This window comes from Bacillus sp. Medicinal_06 (genome assembly GCF_056711665.1).
Genome location: NZ_JBWYHD010000004.1, coordinates 404,412 through 424,940, shown reverse-complemented (window position 1 = coordinate 424,940; position 20,529 = coordinate 404,412). Strand labels below are relative to the sequence as shown.

18 protein-coding genes are annotated in these 20,529 nt (G+C 36.7%); 6 read left to right on the top strand and 12 right to left on the bottom strand.

What is annotated here, in order from left to right; translation table 11 throughout:
- Positions 1–360: 360 nt before the first annotated feature.
- The 4 genes from AC1M36_RS12310 to AC1M36_RS12295 are packed head-to-tail and all read right to left on the bottom strand — an operon-like array spanning position 361 to position 3,120.
- The gene (locus AC1M36_RS12310; RefSeq protein WP_336451002.1) at positions 361–1,248 is read right to left on the bottom strand and encodes an RluA family pseudouridine synthase; all 888 of its coding nucleotides are present in this window, start codon (positions 1,246–1,248) and stop codon (positions 361–363) included.
- A gap of 15 nt (positions 1,249–1,263) precedes the next feature.
- Positions 1,264–2,061 carry an NAD kinase gene (locus AC1M36_RS12305; protein ID WP_336451001.1) on the bottom strand — a complete coding sequence of 266 codons (798 nt, stop codon included), beginning with the start codon at positions 2,059–2,061 and terminating at the stop codon, positions 1,264–1,266.
- Between the two features lie 18 nt (positions 2,062–2,079).
- Positions 2,080–2,718 (bottom strand): GTP diphosphokinase, encoded by a 639-nt coding sequence (gene yjbM, locus AC1M36_RS12300; RefSeq protein ID WP_336451000.1) that lies wholly within the window; start codon positions 2,716–2,718, stop codon positions 2,080–2,082.
- A 30-nt stretch (positions 2,719–2,748) separates the two neighbouring features.
- Positions 2,749–3,120: a UPF0738 family protein gene (locus AC1M36_RS12295; RefSeq protein WP_336450999.1), complete on the bottom strand. Its 372-nt coding sequence runs from the start codon at positions 3,118–3,120 to the stop codon at positions 2,749–2,751.
- 144 nt (positions 3,121–3,264) lie between these two features.
- Between AC1M36_RS12295 and AC1M36_RS12290 the strand changes: the two genes are divergently transcribed.
- The 3 genes from AC1M36_RS12290 to AC1M36_RS12280 all read left to right on the top strand — a co-directional run bounded on the left by AC1M36_RS12290 (position 3,265) and on the right by AC1M36_RS12280 (position 5,450).
- Complete coding sequence (locus tag AC1M36_RS12290; RefSeq protein WP_336450998.1) at positions 3,265–3,843, top strand: CYTH domain-containing protein; 579 nt, start codon at positions 3,265–3,267, stop codon at positions 3,841–3,843.
- Positions 3,844–4,158: 315 nt separating this feature from the next.
- Positions 4,159–4,557 carry a globin domain-containing protein gene (locus tag AC1M36_RS12285; RefSeq protein ID WP_336450997.1) on the top strand — a complete coding sequence of 133 codons (399 nt, stop codon included), beginning with the start codon at positions 4,159–4,161 and terminating at the stop codon, positions 4,555–4,557.
- Positions 4,557–5,450 carry a ClpXP adapter SpxH family protein gene (locus tag AC1M36_RS12280; RefSeq protein WP_336450996.1) on the top strand — a complete coding sequence of 298 codons (894 nt, stop codon included), beginning with the start codon at positions 4,557–4,559 and terminating at the stop codon, positions 5,448–5,450. Before AC1M36_RS12285 ends, AC1M36_RS12280 begins: the two co-directional genes overlap by 1 nt.
- Positions 5,451–6,193: 743 nt before the next feature.
- Here the strand turns inward: AC1M36_RS12280 and pepF are convergent.
- The 4 genes from pepF to mecA form a co-directional block, all read right to left on the bottom strand.
- The gene (pepF, locus tag AC1M36_RS12275; RefSeq protein WP_479845912.1) at positions 6,194–8,020 is read right to left on the bottom strand and encodes an oligoendopeptidase F; all 1,827 of its coding nucleotides are present in this window, start codon (positions 8,018–8,020) and stop codon (positions 6,194–6,196) included.
- A 48-nt stretch (positions 8,021–8,068) separates the two neighbouring features.
- A complete protein-coding gene (locus tag AC1M36_RS12270; RefSeq protein WP_431613102.1) occupies positions 8,069–9,310 on the bottom strand; it encodes a competence protein CoiA in 1,242 nt (413 codons plus the stop codon).
- 94 nt (positions 9,311–9,404) lie between these two features.
- Entirely contained in the window at positions 9,405–10,949 is a 1,545-nt protein-coding gene (gene cls / locus AC1M36_RS12265; protein WP_336450993.1) for a cardiolipin synthase, read from the bottom strand.
- A gap of 171 nt (positions 10,950–11,120) precedes the next feature.
- Positions 11,121–11,804 carry an adaptor protein MecA gene (mecA, locus tag AC1M36_RS12260; RefSeq protein ID WP_336450992.1) on the bottom strand — a complete coding sequence of 228 codons (684 nt, stop codon included), beginning with the start codon at positions 11,802–11,804 and terminating at the stop codon, positions 11,121–11,123.
- Between the two features lie 433 nt (positions 11,805–12,237).
- Between mecA and AC1M36_RS12255 the strand changes: the two genes are divergently transcribed.
- Positions 12,238–12,909, top strand: a complete 672-nt coding sequence (locus tag AC1M36_RS12255; RefSeq protein ID WP_336450991.1) for a TerC family protein — start codon at positions 12,238–12,240, stop codon at positions 12,907–12,909.
- Between the two features lie 233 nt (positions 12,910–13,142).
- Here the strand turns inward: AC1M36_RS12255 and spx are convergent, their stop codons facing one another.
- Positions 13,143–13,538, bottom strand: a complete 396-nt coding sequence (spx, locus tag AC1M36_RS12250) for a transcriptional regulator Spx (RefSeq protein WP_000258267.1) — start codon at positions 13,536–13,538, stop codon at positions 13,143–13,145.
- 798 nt (positions 13,539–14,336) lie between these two features.
- Between spx and AC1M36_RS12245 the strand changes: the two genes are divergently transcribed.
- Complete coding sequence (locus tag AC1M36_RS12245; RefSeq protein WP_336450990.1) at positions 14,337–14,540, top strand: hypothetical protein; 204 nt, start codon at positions 14,337–14,339, stop codon at positions 14,538–14,540.
- Positions 14,541–14,577: 37 nt separating this feature from the next.
- Here AC1M36_RS12245 and AC1M36_RS12240 read toward each other — a convergent pair whose 3' ends face one another.
- Positions 14,578–16,215 carry a peptide ABC transporter substrate-binding protein gene (locus AC1M36_RS12240; RefSeq protein WP_336450989.1) on the bottom strand — a complete coding sequence of 546 codons (1,638 nt, stop codon included), beginning with the start codon at positions 16,213–16,215 and terminating at the stop codon, positions 14,578–14,580.
- Between the two features lie 634 nt (positions 16,216–16,849).
- On the opposite strand from AC1M36_RS12240, the gene AC1M36_RS12235 reads away from it, so the two are divergent.
- A complete protein-coding gene (locus tag AC1M36_RS12235) occupies positions 16,850–18,229 on the top strand; it encodes an MATE family efflux transporter (RefSeq protein WP_336450988.1) in 1,380 nt (459 codons plus the stop codon).
- A gap of 328 nt (positions 18,230–18,557) precedes the next feature.
- Here AC1M36_RS12235 and AC1M36_RS12230 read toward each other — a convergent pair whose 3' ends face one another.
- A complete protein-coding gene (locus AC1M36_RS12230) occupies positions 18,558–19,493 on the bottom strand; it encodes an ABC transporter ATP-binding protein (protein ID WP_336450987.1) in 936 nt (311 codons plus the stop codon).
- Positions 19,486–20,529, bottom strand: coding sequence for an ABC transporter ATP-binding protein (locus AC1M36_RS12225; protein ID WP_017152842.1), 1,044 nt, complete (start codon positions 20,527–20,529; stop codon positions 19,486–19,488). Before AC1M36_RS12225 ends, AC1M36_RS12230 begins: the two co-directional genes overlap by 8 nt.

Here is a 20,529-nt window from a genome sequence, read left to right as displayed (position 1 = left end):
TTTTAATGAGAAAGGTATCAGTTTTTTTTCAATTTCCTTTCAGTTGTGAAACAACATTATATGTTCCTAATAACTTAATGCAAATATAAAAGAATGAAGACAAAACAAAAGGGCATGGACCCGGTACAATACCGGGCCCATGCCCAAGAAACTGTCTAATGAAATAACCTGTCTAACTTTATCCCACTTTAACGGGCTGTAATACTCCCACCTCAAAACTTAAGAGAATGCGAAGAAGTTTAGGTGGGAGATAAACAGCCCATAAAAGCCCAATTGGTGAGGGCTAACAATCAGTAAGGGATGGAGCCCCCCACTGGTTGAAGTTTCACTTTATGGGGTTACTTCAATACTGAAGGCAGCTTATTTCAATAATTCTCTCATATCTTCCGGCACATCCGCATGAAATGTCATCTGTTTTTCTAACACCGGATGATAGAAGGTTAAACTCGTGCTATGAAGTGCTTGCCGCTTCATCTCGGACTTACTACCTCCATACAAGTCATCTCCTAACAACGGATGGCCTACATATGCCATATGTACACGAATTTGATGCGTTCTTCCTGTTTCTAACTGCAGTGAAACTCGCGTTTTATCAGGAAATCTCTCCAGCACCTGAAAATGCGTAACGGCTTTTTGGCCATCTTCACATACCATTCGTTCAATAATGCTGTCGCTTTTTCTTCCAATTGGTGCATCAATCGTTCCTGAGTCTTGTATCAATTGCCCATGAACAATTGCTTCATATATTCGTTTCACTTGCTTTTGTTGATGCTGTTTTGATAAAAGATGATGAACGAAACGATTTTTCGCAATCAGCATCAGTCCTGACGTATCACGGTCGAGCCGTGTTACAATATGTACTGTACTTGCAAGGTTTTGCTTATCATAATGATATAAAAGGGCATTCGCAACACTTCCGGTCGGGTGTTCCCTAGACGGAATCGTTGACATGTATGGTTCCTTATTGATTACAAGTACGGATTCATCCTCGTATACAACAGTCAGCGGAATATCTTCAGCAAGCATTCCTTCACTTCTTTCCTCAAGTGGAAAGCAGACTTGTAATTCTTCTCCGGTCTGTAATTCGTGCCGCACTGTCGCATGCTTACCGTCAACTTCAATTGCTCCGCCTTGAAATTTTATATCTGTCAAAGCAGCTTTAGAAATTCCTTTCGTTTTTAGAAACTCCCGAATGAGCATTCCCTTCTCTGCTTCTGTCATACACCATTTTAATGTAAATCTTCTCACATGCATAAACCCTCTCTATTCATCCGCAACAAACGAATCACGAACGCGTTTCCAAAATGGGAACGGACGAAAACGAACGAATCTCACCTTCTCGTTTGCGACGCGGTATTGAATTGATTTTACGTCTTGATGAACCATCGTTAAATGATCCACCGTAATTTGTAAATTCATTCTCTTCGTCGGCTTTATAACACATGTATGATGCTTTGGTAAAACGAGCGGTGAACCGACTGTACGGAACACGCGGTTATTAATTGAAGCCATTTCCGCAATTTGAATCGCTTCAATCGAAGGATGAATAATAGCTCCGCCTAGCGCTTTATTGTAGGCCGTACTTCCAGAAGGAGTAGAAATACAAAGGCCATCCCCGCGAAACGTTTCAAAATATTCTCCGCGAATTTCTACCTCTGTTACTAATGTTCCTTCCAAGCTTTTTACGGTCGCTTCATTCATTGCTAAATACTGTGATTCTTTACTGCCATTCACATAGCGAATAATGACTTCTAAAAGCGGGTATTCCACAACCTGAAACGGTGTTTTCGCAATCGCAATCACAAGTTTTTCTACCTCTGTTGGCAACCAATCTGCATAGAAACCTAAATGTCCTGTATGCACACCAACAAACGCTGTCTCATCTAATCGATGATAATAGCGATGAAACGCGTGTAAGAGCGTCCCGTCTCCCCCAACAGAAATTACAATATCCGGCTTTGCTTCATCCATTGTAAACCCAAAATCCTGCAAGTAATCTGTCATTGTACTTGCAAGTGCGTTTGATGATTGATCTCCCTTTGACATAATTGCAAATTTCATCGCCCAACACCCTTTAGTTTATGATTCGGATTCTTTCGCTTCTTGTTTGCGCGAAAAAATCTTTTGTGCTTCCTGAATTTCAAGACGAATCGAAGACATTTCTTCATCTAATAAAAATGCTGCTTCTGCTGCACGTTGAAGACGTATTTTAATATCTTCTGGAAAACGTCCACTATATTTGTAATTTAAAGAATGCTCAATTGTTGCCCAAAAATTCATCGCTAACGTCCGAATTTGAATTTCAACTAATACTTTCTTCTCCCCGCGGATTGTTTGAACGGGATAACTAACGACAACGTGATACGAACGATAACCACTTTCTTTCTTTTGCGTCACATAATCTCGTTCTTCCACAATTTCAAAGTCATTTCGTTTTCGAAGGTATTCAACAACAGGCTTAATCTCATCCACAAATTGACACATCATCCGAAGGCCCGCGATATCCTGCATATCTTCTTCTAGCCTGTCAAGCGGTACATTTCGTTTTTCTGCCTTATCAATAATACTTGCAACTGACTTTACCCTGCCGGTTACAAACTCAATCGGAGAGTGTTCTGTTAACATTGTAAACTGAGAACGCATTCCTTTTAACTTCACTTTTAGCTCTGCCACCGCTTGGTGGTACGGCGCTAAAAATTCTTCCCAATTACGATTCATTTCAACCACCACCAAAGTCAATCCATTTGCTTATAGAAATACCTTTTCTACAGCAGTTACAAGTTCGTCTCCGTAATTTGCATTTCCTTCAATATTTTCAATTAAATATTCCACTTCTTCTTTCAATTGCTTTAACTCAATTTCAGTATTATTTACGCGAACGAACATTGCTTTATCACTCTTCATTGCACCATTCATTGCTTCCCAGCATGTATGCGGAATGCTTACATAAATAAAAGCTGATTCGTTTTCTAAAATATATAAAAATGATAAATGATCTGAGTCTACAAGTACGTGATTGCGTGCTTTTAACTCCTCCACTTGTATTTCAGTATTTTCTGCACAAAAAATAAGAGCATTTTCTCTTTCTTCTACGCTCTTAACTTGAATTTTATTTTGCATGCTCTAACTCCTCCATATCAACTTCCTGTCTTACTTCACACTATTATTGTATCATAACATAGACGCAAACAAATAAAACATTGAACCAAATTTGTGAAAAAGCGATAATGTCTAAAGAATTACTTTTCAGAAGGAGCCTATACAATGACACAAGAAATTGAAATTGAATTTAAAAATATGGTAACGCAAGAAGAATTTCAAACATTATGTGATGCGTTTTCTATCCAGTCATTTGCACAACAAGTGAATCATTATTTTGAAACACCTCATTTTTCTTTAAAAGCAGCAGGCTCTGCTCTTCGTATTCGTCATAAAAGCGGAGCTTATACATTAACTTTAAAACAACCAGCTGAAATTGGATTACTGGAAACTCATCAATCTGTAACAGAAGAAGAAGCACAACAAATGATGAAAACAAATCAGCTCATTGCGGGCCCTGTACTAGATCAACTACATACAATGCAAATCCCTGTTTCTACTTTAGCTTATATGGGAAGCTTAACAACAGAGCGAGCAGAAATTACATTTGAAGGCGGCACGCTTGTATTTGATCATAGTTTCTATTACAATCACGATGATTATGAACTTGAATATGAAGTGCAAGATGAGGCTGTAGGTAAAGTGAATTTCCTCAATTTATTGAACAAATATCATATACCTGTTCGCCATACGAAAAATAAAGTACAACGCTTTTTTCTTGCAAAACAAAACGAAGAACGCTAAAGTGAAACTTCCATTAGCGAACGGTTTTCTCACTAATGGTTAGCCCTCACCAATCGGGCTCTTACGGGCAGTCCTTTCTCAGCTTCTTTGTTTTTTCTACTTTGCAAAGAAAGGTTACTGACCGTTAGAGCGGGGTAAAGTGAAACTTCCATCAGCGAACGATTTTCTCGCTGGTGGTTAGCCAGCCCACATCAATTTCGCTTTATTTTAAGGAGAAAACGAGCAAAAGGTTGTCCCAGAGCTGTTTAGTTGCTCTTCGTGACAATCCATTGCTACAATAGATATACATTTGATGGAAAAAGGAGTTTATACAGGATGAACAAGCAACCGATGACACCATTTGAAGCAATTGGCGGTGAACAAGTCATTGCAACATTAGTCGATACGTTTTATTCCTATGTCAGTAAACACCCTGACTTATCTCCCATCTTCCCAGACGATTTGACAGAAACAGCCAGGAAACAGAAGCAATTTCTAACGCAGTATTTAGGTGGGCCAAGTTTGTATACAGAAGAACACGGTCATCCTATGCTAAGAGCACGCCATCTCCCTTTTGAGATTACACCAAAGCGAGCAAAAGCCTGGTTAGCATGTATGGAGCAAGCGATGGAAGATACGGGGATACACGGACAGATTCGAGAATTTGTTTTTGAACGTTTAAGATTAACTGCGCAGCATATGGTCAACACTCCAAACGAAACAGGTGAAGAGTAATGGATAAACAGGAAGCAAAGCATATGCGCATTCCTTCTCTTTCCAAGTGCGAACATAAGTCTGTAGAAGCCTATTTGTTTATTGATCCACTTTGCATGGATTGCTGGGAAATCGAACCAGTTATGATTAAATTATGGCTCGAATACGGAAAATATTTTTCGATTCGGCACATATTAACCGGCAAAGTGGAAGGGGCAATCGCCTCCCCACACAAATGGAATAAACCTGCTAATATTCGATTTGTGTGGGAAAAAACAACAAGTTTGCAAGGTTTTTCATGCGATGGAAAAGTGCATATGCAAGATGCCTCATCTACACCGTATTTAGTTTCTATTGCAATTAAAGCAGCTGAGTTACAAGGCCGAAAAGCAGGTTCAAAATTTTTGCGGAAACTCCAAGAATACATTTTTCTTGAAAATGTATCAAAACCAGATTTGGAATTACTACTTACGTGCGCAGAGCAAAGCGGTATTGATGTAGAAGAATTTAAAAAAGATTTGCATTCGACTAGTGCAAAAAAAGCATTCCAATGCGATTTAAAGTTCACAAATGAAATGCACATTACCGAAATCCCTTCTCTTGTATTCTTTCATGCAAATTCCGATGAGGAAGGTATTAAGATTGCGGGCATTTATTCGTATGATGTATACGTACAACTCTTAAAAGAAATTGTAAAATGTGACATTGAGCCAGCACCTCTACCACCACTAGAAGCATTACTAGAAACGGTACAATTTATGTCTTCTAAAGAAATTGCATTTATCTATGACTGCTCGCAGCAAGAAATAGAACGAGAGCTTAAAAAATTATCATTAAAAAGAAAAGTACGAATGATTGAAGTAAAATGTGAACGTTATTGGAAATGGATTGCAAAAGAAAAAGACCTGGTATAAATACCAGGTCTTTTTCTTTACGGCTTATAAAAATATTAAAGGGGATGGGAGAAATTTTCACGTTCAAACAAAGGGGTATATGTTTGTATGTGAATTCGTTCACGTCTATTATATTACAAGATTCGACGTCAGATGACAACCCTTTTTGTCGAATTTCACACTTTTGTCACATTCTAAACGTTTTCATTCCTGAATAAGCTTTAAAAAGAAGCTTTTTAGGAGGGATTTTATGAAAAAAACGCATATCTTCTTTCTACTTTTTTGTATTTGTATTTCTTTTTTTCTGTACATTCTTTCCCTATTACAAGCATTTCCAAAAATTATTGCGTTTCCGCTTTTATTCGCAATCATTGTCATTAGCCTCTCTTATTTCAATCATAGAAAGCGGTTCAAAGGCTTTTAAAAAGAAAGTTATGTTAAATTTCTCTGTTGACTATATGAAACAACTGAAACTCTTTCAAAAACCTTAGTTAAGATGAAATTGATAAAGTGAAACTTTAATCAGTGAGGGTTTTCCTCATCCCCACTGATTATTAGCCCTCACCAATCGGGCCTTTACGGGCAGTTTATCTCCCACCTAACTTCTTTGCTTTCACCGAATTTTGAGGTGGGAGTATTACTGCCCTAAAGTAGCGGGATAAATAGGGGTTCCCTTACTTTTTTTCTGAAATTAACAATATTATTTAACATAGCTAAAAAGAAAGAAGGCGAGAATTTCCACTCCCGCCTTTCTTCTTTCACTATTACTTACCCTCAAATAATAGCGCTTCTAATTCGTTTAACTTCTCTTCAAATACTTGTAGTGCTTCTTTAACAGGCTCTGGAGATGCCATATCTACTCCTGCTTTTTTCAGCACTTCAATTGGATAATCAGAGCTTCCAGCTTTTAAGAATTCGTTAATATAACGCTCTACTGCTGGTTGTCCCTCTTCTAAAATCTGTTTTGATAACGCTGTTGCCGCACTAAATCCTGTTGCATATTGATATACATAATAGTTGTAATAGAAGTGCGGAATACGAGACCACTCTAAACCAATTTCTTTATCGATGACTAAAGCATCACCAAAGTATTTTTTATTTAAGTCATAGTAAAGTTCAGTTAACATATCTGGCGTAACTGCATGGCCTTCTTGTACTTTTTTATGAATGATATGTTCAAATTCAGCAAACATCGTTTGACGGAATACAGTTCCGCGGAATCCTTCTAAATAATGATTTAATAAGTATAAACGTTCTTTTTTATCTTCTGTCGTTTTTAATAAATAATCATTTAAAATTGCTTCGTTACAAGTTGATGCAACTTCCGCAACGAAGATGGAATAGTCACCATATACATGTGGTTGTGTTTTTCTTGTATAGTAGCTATGCACAGAATGCCCAAACTCATGTGCAAGTGTAAATAAATTATTTACATTATCATGCCAGTTCATTAAAATATACGGATTTGTTCCATATGCACCAGATGAATATGCTCCACTTCGTTTCCCTTTGTTTTCATACACGTCTACCCAGCGATTTTCATATGCTTCTTTCAAAATTTCAACATACTCATCACCAAGAACGTTTAATGATTTTAATAAAATTTCTTGGGCTTCTTCATATTTCACATTCATTTTCACTTCTGGTACAAGCGGTGTGTATAAGTCATACATATGCAGTTCATCAAGACCTAATGCACGCTTACGAATGTCAATATAGCGGTGCAATAAATGTAAGTTATCATTTACTGTCTCAACAAGTTGATCATACACTGTTTCAGGAATGTTATTATTACTTAACGCAGCTTGACGTGCAGAATCATATTTACGAACGCGCGCGTTGAAATTATTACGTTTCACCGCACCACTAAGCGTGCTTGCAAATGTATTTTTGTATTTTCCATACGTTTCATAAACAGCATGAAACGAATCCTGACGAACACGACGGTCATCACTTTCTAAAAATTGAATATAACGGCCGTGTGTTACTTCTACTTCTTCGCCATTTTCATCTTTAATAGATGGGAATTTTAAGTCTGCGTTATTCAGCATACCAAATGTACTACTTGATGCGCTCATTACTTCAGCTGCTTCTGCTAACAATGCTTCTTCTGCTTCGGACAATACATGCGGGCGCTGACGTGTAATTTCTTCTAACGCATGTTCATATACGCTTAATTCTTTATTTTCTTGTAAGAATGATTGTAATGTTTCTTCTGAAATTGTTAAAATTTCAGGAACGATATACGCCATGCTACTGGATGCTTGCGAATATAAGTTTGTTGCTCGATCATTTAGCGCTTGATAACCAGAATTTGTTGTATCTTGATCGTAACGCATATGAGCATATGTATATAATTTTCCTAATCTCATTGAGACTTCATCTTCATATTGTAAAGCTTCTAATAATGAATCAGCAGAATCACCAAGTTTTCCTTTAAATTCAGCTAACTTTGGTAGTAGCTCTTTCACTGCTTGAAATTCTTTTTCCCATTCTTCATCCGTTTGGAAAATGTCTTCTAATCTCCATGTGTTCATTTCTTCAATCTCACTGCGGTCTGGCAATGTTTTTGCTGTTGTTTGTTCAGACATAAAATATACCTCCTTTTAATCTCTATCTAAAGTACAATTCGATTCTTCTTATGTAAATCCTTCCATGTACTCTTTTATTATATCCGCTTTTCCTTTTCCCATGTTGTACTTTGTTTCGAACAAAGATAACGCATGCGACAAACAAATCGCATCATACTCTTTTATTTCTCCTTCTGTTTTCGGCATCGTAAATTGCCTCGTCTTTCGGTATTTATGCACGTCTACTTTCTCAATCATCCCTACTTTACATAAAAACGTTACATATTCTACGATTGCAAATTGCCATACATATTGCGGAAAATACGGTAACGTGCGCCGCTGAATACTCCGTCTTTTATTTACATAGGAAAAAACAGCATGTAATGAAAAGTATTCTCCAGTTTTAAATTTACCAATGAAGTCTATACAAAGAAGAGCTTGCCATATAAAAGGATGTGTTTGCAATGCAAATGCAGACGGAAGAGGAACACCAATTTCAGATGGAAAACAAGAGGGAGAAAGGTGATATTGATATAAGAGGTGTAAAAGTGATTTATGATTATAATTCCAAATCGGAAGGACATTCGTTCGAAAGTAGTTTTTTTTATTCTGCCACTCCCGCTCTAGCCGTTCTTTCGTAATCGGAGCCTCGCAAAAGAGTTCCTCAAAAGTAACGGTACGCAGCGGGAGATACATACTATGAGAAAAATAAACATTTGTAGAAAACGGAATAAGAAGTTCGCATTTGATAAATGATTTTTCATTGGGACAAAAAAAGAGAAGTGAAGGCTGAGGATAAGATTGTATGCAGAGAAAGTGAAACGAGGATAATGAAATCCAATAAGCAGAGTGCCTTTTCATTTGATTTCCACCTAATATCCAAATGATTTGTATTCCTGCTTTCCAATAGGAACGAGTTCGTTTTAATAATTGTTCAGTGGATAAAGAGGCACATTGATATTCAATGGCAATCTGTCTTCCATTCCTTTCAATAAAGAGGTCCGGTCTTTGCCGAATCTCCGGAAGATAATGTTCAATTTCTACATGGAACCCTTGTGATATAAGCCAACTATATAATTGTTCCTTCCCACGCATATGATAAGCAGATTCTGGCTCAGATGAAATGAGGCACTGATTTACTTTTTTATGAGCAAAATGCCACCTCTTTTGCTTTCCTAACTTGAGTTGCACCTCTCGCCTGCAAACCGGGCAAAAGAAGCGTTCCTTCTTTCGCATGATTTGCAACTTCTTTTCATCTTGGTTATGAAGAAGATGAACCTTTTCACCGTTCTCTCTCCTTGCGACAAACATCATATCACATCCTTTCTATACTGGTTTCTATTCTACAATTTGTTACAAATTCCTTTCAAAACAAAAAGAGGACGTCCTTGTAAGAACATCCCCCTTATAATAAAGGTGATAATAAACGATATGTCGATTCCACAATTCGCTTATGAAGACGGCGCTTATGAAAGCGATCCACATGAATTTCACTCGATACTTGTAAATCCTCTTCAAAATCCTTAACAAGCTTTCGAATACTGTTTGTATCATATAAAAAGGCGTTCACTTCAAAATTCAAATGAAAACTTCTCATATCCATATTCGCTGTCCCAATTGAAGCTAAATCAGAATCAACAATGACAATCTTACTGTGCAAGAAACCTTTTTCATATTCGTATACTTTCACGCCTGCATCTAATAACTCCGGGAAATAAGACCTTGATGCATAGAACACAGTTCGTTTATCCGGTTTACTCGGCATTAATAAACGGACATCAATACCAGCAAGAGCTGCCACTTTTAATGCAGATAAAATATCATCGTCCGGAATAAAATAAGGTGTAGCAATCCAAATAGACTTTCTTGCCGAAGCAATCATTGCAAAATAAAGATGCTTAATTGTCTCCCATTTATTATCTGGCCCGCCTGCAACAAGTTGGACACCACCCCAATGATCTCCATCTACCGCTTGCGCCTGCAAATATTCTGGTGCTAATACAGCTTCACCCGTCATATAAAACCAATCTTGCAGGAATATGAGTTGTAGGCTTTGAACCGCCTCACCTCGTAAATATAAATGCGTATCTCGCCAAAATCCAAAATATTTATTTTTTCCTAAATACTCATCACCAATATTAAGTCCGCCTACAAATCCTTCATTCCCATCAATGACAACAATTTTCCGGTGATTTCGATAATTAATTTTATCATTCAAAATCGGAAACCTTACTGGAAAGAATGGAATCATCTCGACACCTGCACCGTTTAATTCATTAATATAAGCGTTTGATAGCTTAAAGCTGCCAACCGCATCATATAAAAAACGGACAGTAACCCCTTCCTTGGCCTTCTCAATTAAAATATCTTTAATTTGTGTGCCAAGCTTATCGTCACGTACAATGTAATATTCCATATGAATATGATGCTTCGCCTTTTGTAAACCTTGTAAAATGGCTTGGAACGTTTCATCACCATTCGTTAACACTTTTGTTTCTGTCTGAAATGAAATGTTTAAAGCACCCAACCTATCTGCGAGACGAAATAGTAATTCTTGATGTTTATGATTCTGTAAAATGCGTTCTTGGTAATCTTCATGCCCTTTGTACTGTAAGAAAGCTTGTTCATCCAAAAGAGCCTTCTTTTGAAACATTCGTTTTCGGCGAAAGTTTTGTCCAAAAAGTAAATACGCAAAAAAGCCAAATACAGGAAAAATCCCTAGTACAATTAGCCATGTCAATGTTTTAGATGGATGCCTGTTTTCCAAGAAAATCACACAGCCAATTAAAAATGCAGAAACAGTAAATAAAATACTTATAATTCCTACAAACGAAATATTTTTCATGCCTATAACATCCGAATAAAACGCTACATCAATAAACATTCGTAATGAAACAAACACTGCAAATAAACCTAGAAAAAAGAAAAGTAACTTTAATGTATTTTTCATTCCTACCCCCCTTACGTACAAAGCTTTTCTACTATTAGAGGATACTCAAAAAGTCTGGTACTCATGTAGTTTGATCTACATCCCATATTTTCTCGTCTCTCTTTATCTTTCGCACACACTATTAGCATGCCCTATCATATAAAAAGCCGATTTCATAATATTGAAATCGGCCTACGTCTTAGAAGGAAAATGACTGCGAATCGTCTCAAGTGCATGTTCTTTAACAACTTGTTTGCCGTACTCACTTACACGGTGAACCGTTAAAGTAGATTCTTCCCCATATTCTAAAATAATACTTAAAATACGGTCAATTTCTTCTTCATCGTGTAGCACTTCATCAAATTCAACATATACATAATAGCGGTCTTCAAACGAATATAGTTCATCTTTTATATCTTCAAATATAAGACGATGACTTAACGAAATGACGTCTTCAAAATCATCAAATTTAATTAAAAAGCCAAACGTTCCATCTTCGTTAAAGGGTGTCCCCGCTTCTACTTCTACTTCTTCCTCTAACTCTTGTTGAAATAGCGATTCAATTCGCTCATCTAGAGGGATATCAATAATTTTATCTAGACCTATTGGTAATTCTAATTTTTGTCCATCTTTTGAAAGCTGCGCTTTCGTTACAAGTACTTCAATACCTTTATCAAGTGCCTGTACTTGAATCCATAATGGCCCATCAATAAAGAAATCATCGTGATCACGAGCTTCATCCATCATTTCCCAAAACAATTGTTCACTTCGTTCACGATTGTACCAAATTTCTTCTCGATTAAACCCTCTATCTTCTATATCAACGTACGTAATAAAAAATTTCATCGTATGATCGTTAATTCTTTCAATGTCCAAAATCCAACTCTCCCTTCCTATTTGGAATTGTTATGAAGGGACTCCCCACTCATATGACAAATCAATAGATTCTTGTACTTTCATTTTATGATAAGATTCTCCAGAATGGAAATAAAATCGTTTTATTTTACAAAAACAGTCATTCACCTAGATTATCTTGCACTAATTCATTATAATTCCTAACCCTTATATATTCCACTATACACACTTACGATATAAACGCCCTCATTCCCTCCTGCAAAACTTTAATCAGCCGCTACCTAACTTCTTTTCTTCTGCCGAATTTTCATGTGAAAGTATTACCAGCTAAAAAATTGGACATACATTGCCACCTAGCACCGTACAATTGTAGTAGAGCTGGTCAATCTTTTTCGTTTCATACATATATCCAAACTGTACTCTTTATTAAAACAGAATAAATGGAGGCAAAATAATGGAGTTAGATTTTTTGACATCTATACTAATGATTGTCGGTATCGATGTTGTATTAGGCGGTGATAATGCAATTGTAATCGCACTTGCAAGCCGAAACTTACCTGAATCTAAACGGAATAAAGCTATTTTTATTGGTACGGTCCTAGCAATCGTACTGCGAATTCTCCTTACCATTCTTGCCGTGTACTTACTCGACATTCCTTTCTTACAACTTATTGGTGGCATCTTACTTACACTTATTGCCGTAAATTTACTTACCGATAATAGCAATGACCTTTCTTCTATACAAGGGAAAACAACATTATTTCAAGCGATTCGTACGATTGTATTTGCGGATCTCGTTATGGGTTTTGACAATGTCCTTGCGATTGCTGGGGCCGCTCATGGAAATTTCACACTCGTAATTATCGGATTATTAATTTCCATTCCCATTATTATTTGGGGAAGCAAGCTCATCTTACTATTTATGGAACGCTTTCCTTTTCTCATTTATTGCGGAGGAGCCATTCTTGCTTACACAGCTGGAAGAATGATTACCCATGAAACAAGGCTTGCAAACTTTTTCCAACATAACCCTACCTTTACAACAAGTATACCCTTCCTCTTTATTTTCACAGTATTAGCTATTGGGTTTATTGTTCAGCATATCAGATTAGGAAATGCAAAGTAAAACATGCAAAAAACCTTTCTTTTTGGGTGGGAGAGAGCGTCCGCTCATGCATAGAAGCGGGTCCCCATACCGCGTAAAAGGAAAAGGAAAAATGAGTGGAAAGCTTCTTTTATTTTCAAAGCCTTGATTTATACGTTGGAAAATAAAAATGAAGTTATATACAATAATAAATATATGTATGCGAAAACCTTCTACTGTTAGGTAGAAGGTTTTCATATACAAAACTTATAATATTAATTTACAAGACGCTGTGCTTCACGTAATTGAAAGGTTCTTACTGTACGTGGTAAGAAGCGACGAATTTCATCTTCGTTGTAACCTACTTGAAGACGTTTTTCGTCAATCATAATCGGGCGACGTAAAATGCCTGGGTAGTCACGAATCATCTTATATAAATCTTGAAGTGGTAAAGATTCTAAGTTAACATTTAACTCTTGGAAAACTTTCGAACGAGTGGAAATAATCTCATCCGTTCCGCTTTCTGTCATGCGTAAAATTTCTTTAATTTCCTCAATCGTTAATGGATCGGAGAAAATATTACGTTCTGTATAAGGAATATGATTTTCCTCTAGCCATAATTTCGCCTTTCTACAAGACGTACAACTTGGAGAACTATATAGTGTTACCATACAAGACTCACTCTCCTTAAAGAGTACAAATTCTGTACTAATTACAGTTTAAATTTCTATTTTCCAGCAATTCTTCACTATGACTTGTCTTACAGCAAAATGAAAAATCGCCTTACATGTAAACAACAACTTTTAAGCAAGTAACTCTTATTAAACAACAATTACTTTAAATAAGTAACTTCTATAATCATTATACAATAGATTCTGAAAGAAATATACAGTAAATTTCCTTTCCAATAGGAAAACTCATCTTTTATTAAGCTGAAATTTTCATGGAACAAATCCTTCTGTTTTATTAACATATATCCCTTTCCTGCTACTTCTTAACATGTTCATAGAAGCTGTCCATCCAATCAACCAGTTGCTAAAGATAGCGTTTTCTTACTCTTTTCATCACAAAACAGCAGTAAAATGTAAGACATATCAACAAAAGGAACATTCGTTCTATTTCATTCTATCAAATCTCCCAGTTACTGTCTATATATAGACAACTTGATTTTCCAACATATATATATCCATTTTGATTCTCAAGCACCTAAGTCGCGGCTATGAAAACAAAAGAAGATCTCCACTCGCTTTCTCCTTTTGTTCCCACTTGACATGGGGCTAAAAAGCACTGATCGCTTCTATGCATGGCCGGATGCTCTCTCCCATCTAAAAAGAATGGTTTGATGTTCGTTTTTTAATTTGGATTTATATAGACTATTTTCAAGTAAAATATTTATTTTCTAACTTTTCTTTCTTTTTAACTTTTTTTCTCATACAATAAAAATATAGACAGGCAAAGGGGGATTCCATATGGTTGCTTTCTTTATTGATTTTGCCATTGTCGCTGCCCTCGTCATTGGAATCACAGCATTGATTGGCGTCATTACAAATGGTATTGGTGAAAGGTTATTTGGCCGGAAAGAAAAAATGAAATTTGTTGATAAAAGTGCAGAAGTACAATCTGGTTGGAAGCAAGTTGGTGGAAAAGGGATTTATAAAAAACGTACGTATTAAAAAGAAGCAGGAACATACCTGCTTCTTTTTTTGATAATTATTCAACTGATGCCCATTTGAAGCTTAAGTCTCCGCCGTAATTATGCTTATAAATATCTTTAACCGTTCCTCTTTGTAAGTAAGCTGCACTACGTTGGTATACAGGAGCAATTGCCGCATCATCCATCAGCAGTTTTTCTGCTTCAAGTAAACTATTCCAGCGCGCTTTTACATCGCTACCATCTGTCTTTGCCTTCATAATAATTTCATCGTATTTCGGATTAGAATATTTCATTTTATTTTGCGCACCATCTGTGACAAACATATCAAGGTAAGTTACTGGATCTGGGAAATCTGGGCTCCATCCAGCAAATGTCATGTCATAGTCTCCGTTTTCCTCAAGTTTAAGCTTTTGTGCAAATGGCTGTTGCTTAATTTTCAGCGTGAAACCTGGTAAGTTCTTTTCTAGTTCCCCTTTTAAATATTCTCCTGTTTTCTTAGATAAATCTACATCTTCATTTAATAACTCAATTTCAATTTTGTCTTTCCCTAATTCTTTTTTACCTGCTTCCCAATATTTCTTGGCTTCTTTTGCATTTGCTTTTACTAACTCGCCATTTTCAGCTCGGAAGTCTTTTTTATTTGGTCCTGTAATAAATTTGCTTGGAATTAATCCTGTCGCTTCAGTAGAGCCATTGTTTAAAATCGTATCAACAAGTGGTTTACGCTCAAAAGCAAGAGAAATTGCTTTACGAATATTTTTATTTGCTAAAGCTTCACTTTTCTGATTGAAACGAAGGAAGAATACAGAAGCTTCCTGTGCAGTTTTAAAATCTTTGTCCCCTTTATATTTATCAACAAACTCAGATCTCAAAATAACACGATCGATTGCTTTTGTGTCATATAGATTGATCGCCGTTGCTAAATCTTTAACAATATTAAAATTCACTTCTTCTACCTTCACTGTTTTATTGTCCCAATATGAAGGGTTTTTCTTAATTTTGAAACTTGTCTCATGCTTCCACTCACTTAATACGAACGGTCCATTATATAATGTTGTATTTGCTTCTAAACCAAACTTGTCTCCCTGTTCTTTCGCATACTTTTCATTTACAGGATAAAACAGAGGATAAATCATTAAGTTTTCAAAATAAGGAACTGGATGCTCAAGTTCTACTTCTAATGTATAATCATCAATGGCTTTTATACCTAGTTGATCTGACGTCATTTCTTTTTTATTAATTTTTTGCGCGTTCTTTACATCAAACATAATATATGCTGATACCGCTGCTTTATCAGGATTAATCGCTCGTTGCCATCCATATACAAAGTCTTTCGCTGTTACAGGGTCTCCGTTAGACCATTTCGCATCTTCGCGCAATTTAAACGTATACTTTTTACCATCTGCTGATTTTTCACTTGATTTCGCTACACCTGGAATGAGCTTATCTCCTTTTTCAAGGCGGTATAGCCCTTCCATTGTATTATTCATCACGCGTGATGATACCGCATCAGCTGATAACGCTGGATCCATCGTTGGAATTTCTTGTGTTTCCGTCATATTGATGACTTGTTTTCCTGTATTTTTCTCCCCTTTTGCTTTCGCCCCTGGCTCATCTTTTTGATAACTACATGCCCCTAACATCATGCTCATTGCCAATGTCGATGCTACAAAAACTGGTACCTTTTTCTTCATTCTGCTACCCCTCCCCAAAATGTTAACCCTTTCATTTTCAAACAGAAAGAAATATATGTATGTTCTAATAATTCATATTATACACATAAATATATTCTTTGTATATTCATATTTCTATCTTATTAAAATTTTCTGTTAACATTTCATTTTCTGTAAACGTTTTATATTGCGTATTTTGGTGATTAAAATACTAAATTCACCCATTTTTGTAATTATCAAAATTATCAAAGTATAATTAATTTTATATTACATAATATTTTTTGTATAATTATTCTCTTTTAAAATAAAATCAATCTGTAGCGACTCTATCGTTTTTTCCTACATCTTATATTAATCTATCGCGATTTTCCCACATACAAATTACAGCTTTGAAACCAAAAAGAGACCTACACTCCTTTTGGTTTCATGCGGCATGAGGCAAAAAAGCCTCTGACCGTTTCTCTGCTTGGGCGAACCCTCTCTTCCGTCCAAAAAGAAAAGGGTTATATCAAGGTTTCAATTCATACTTATATATTTAAAAAATACTACTCTAATAAATAATCGTTAACCAAGCTACAAAATAAATGCAAGTGTTGCTAAAGTGTGTTAAGATACATTTTGTTTCAAAATGTATCTCAGAAAAGTGGGGGATGATATGACAGAGATTACGTCCAAAAAAGAACAAGAACAAAAGTTAAATTTATTCTTCTTAACATGGCCTATTTTCTTAGAAGTTTTTCTTTTTATGCTAATGGGGATTGCTGATACTTTTATGCTAAGTGCATTATCAGATGACGCGGTATCAGGCGTTGGGGCTGCCAATCAATATCTCCACATCGCAATCTTAGTACTAGAAGTAATCGGAAATGGAGCCGCGATTGTTGTATCGCAATATCTTGGTTCCAAACGATATATGGAAGCGTCAAAAATATCTGCATTAGCGGTTACATTAAACTTAGGGGTCGGGCTCGTTATAAGCGCCGGTTTTCTTTTATTCTCAAAACATATGATGACTGCAATGAATTTACAAGGCGATGTATTAGCTTACGCACAAAATTATTTATCCATTGTTGGGGGAGCAATCTTTTTACAAGCTATTATCAATTCACTCGCTGCTATTATTCGCGTTCACGGATTTACAAAGCAAGCGATGTTTATTTCACTTGGAATGAATATTATTCATATCGCTGGTAACTATGTCCTTATTTTTGGCAAGTTCGGCATGCCTGAATTAGGTGTTGAAGGAGCAGCAATTTCCTCTGCTTTCAGTCGACTTATCGCACTTGTTGTCTTCTTCTGGCTACTATACCGCGTCATGGAATACCGTGTTAAATTGAACTACTATATTACATTATCAAAAGAATATATTAGCAAAATCTTAAAAATTGGTATCCCATCGGCTTTTGAGCAAGTGATGTACCAAGCGTGCCAAATTGTTTTCCTATACTACGCAACATACTTAGGAGCAGAATCATTAGCTGCAAGACAATACGCAACAAACATTTCCATGTTTACTTTCCTATTCGCTATTGCGATTGGAATGGGGACTGCGATCATTGTCGGTCGTTTAGTTGGCGGCAATGAGAAGGACGAAGCATATGTACGCGTGTGGAAAAGTGTAAAGTGGGCCATCAGTGTTACGTTATGTATGGTTATTCTTGTCATAACATTCCGCACGCAGTTAATGGGGTTATTTACAGATAATCCTCACGTTATCACTTTAGGAGCAACTGTTCTTTTATTAAGCATTCTGTTAGAGACTGGCCGGACGATGAATATTGTCATCATTAATTCACTGCGTGCAGCAGGTGATGCGAAATACCCCGTTTTAATTGGAGCATTTTCCATGGTCTTAATGAGTTTACCGCTCGGTTACTTTTTTGTGTTCCATTTAGACATGGGGCTTGCTGGCATTTGGTTAGCCATTTCGATTGATGAATGGACGCGTGCCATCATCATGTTCTTCCGCTGGAGAAGTAGAGCTTGGGAAAATTATGCGCTTGTTAAACCGGAGACTTCTGAAGAGTCAGCTTAAGCTTAATGTTAATGAAAACGGATTGGAGAAAGCCTTCTCCAGTCCGTTTTTTTGTGTCGTTTTTTGTCGGAACGTCGATATCCCTTGTCGAATCGTCGATATATTGTGTGAAACAGTCGATATATTTGAGTTTGCGTCGATAAAATTTCATTTACTATTTGAACCCAATAGTAGATTCCACTTATTCTCTCCTTTTGGTTTCACTCGGCATGGGGTTAAAAAAGGCCCTGACCACTTCTATGCTTAGGTGGATCCTCTCTCCCTCCCAAAAAGAAAGTTTTTTCTACCAATAATAGAAAGAAGCGACCTCTCCGGCCGCTTCTTTCTATTATTGATAGATTTCTTTATACTTCTTATATTCTGCTTCTGAGCAAAGAACAAAGTGTCCTGGACGAATTTCTCGCATCTTTGGCTCTTCATTTCCGTATTGATGCTGAGATGGATCATATACGATACGCTTACGATTACGCTCGTAATCTGGATCTGGAAGCGGAATCGCTGATAGTAATGATTTTGTATACGGATGAATTGGATTCTCGTACAACTCATCACTACTTGTTAATTCAACAATTTGCCCGCGGTACATAACACCGATGCGATCACTGATGTATTTTACCATTGACAAATCATGGGCAATGAATAAATATGTTAAACCTTTTTCTCTTTGCAGTTGTTTCAATAAGTTTACAACTTGCGCCTGAATCGATACGTCAAGTGCTGAAATCGGTTCATCCGCGATAATAAATTCTGGTTCTACCGCAAGTGCACGAGCGATTCCGATACGTTGACGTTGTCCACCAGAGAACTCGTGCGGGAAACGATTAGCATGCTCTTTATTTAAACCAACTGTGTTTAATAATTCATGCACACGATCCATACGTTCTTTTTTACTTTTTGCTAAACCGTGAATATCAATGCCTTCTGCAATAATATCTCCAACTGTCATACGTGGGTTTAATGACGCATATGGATCTTGGAAAATCATTTGCATTTTACGGTTAAATTTCTTTAACTCTGCACGTGATTTTTTACCATGTACGTTTTCACCATCGAACAACACTTCACCAGCAGTTGCATCGTATAACCTGATAATTGTTCTTCCAGTTGTTGATTTTCCGCAACCAGATTCTCCTACAAGTCCAAATGTTTCACCGCGGTAAATATCAAATGAAATATCGTTAACCGCTTTTACAACACCACCACTCACGTTAAAGTGTTGTTTCACGTTTTTTACTTCAATTAATTTTTCACGTTGCTTAGTCATGTTGTTCACCTGCTTTCATTTGAAGAATTCGTTTTTGAACGACTTCTGGCGGTTGTACTTCTGGTGCTTGCTCATGAAGTAACCATGTTGCCGCATAATGTGTGTCACTTACTTTAAATAATGGTGGTTCCATTTCAAAGTCAATTTTTAACGCCTGTGGGTTACGTGGTGCAAATGCATCCCCTTTTGGCGGTTTTAATAGGTCTGGAGGCGTTCCAGGAATTGCATATAACTCTTCTTCTGAACCATCTAAACTTGGCATAGATGCGATTAATCCCCATGTATATGGATGTTTTGGATTGTAGAAAATTTCATCAACCGTACCAATCTCAACAACTTTACCAGCATACATAACCGCAACTCTGTCGGCAACGTTTGCCACTACGCCTAAATCATGCGTAATGAAAATAATCGCCGCTTCCGTTTTCTGCTGAATGTCTTTCATAAGCTCTAAAATTTGCGCCTGAATTGTAACGTCAAGTGCTGTTGTCGGCTCATCCGCAATCAATAATTTCGGATTACAAGCTAGCGCCATCGCAATAACAACACGCTGTCTCATACCACCAGAGAATTGGTGCGGGTATTGTTTTAAACGTGCTTCTGGATTTGGAATTCCAACAAGATCAAGAAGCTCTAAAGCAACTTTACGAGCATCCGCTTTGCTCATTCCTTGATGCTTAATAAGACCTTCCATAATTTGATTCCCAATTGTCATCGTTGGATTTAATGATGTCATCGGATCTTGGAAAATCATTGCAATTTCTTTCCCGCGCACTTGCTGCATTTCTTTTTCCGTTAATTTTGTTAAATCACGACCATCAAATACAATTTCTCCATTTTTAATACGTCCTGGAGGATTTGGGATAAGTCCCATTAGCGCTTTCGAAGTAACTGATTTCCCAGAACCAGATTCTCCTACAATCGCTAATGTTTCTCCCTTTTTCAAATCAAATGTAACTCCGCGAACAGCTTGTACTTCACCAGCATGTGTATCAAAGGAGACTTGTAAATCTTTTACCTCTAACAATGTTTTCAT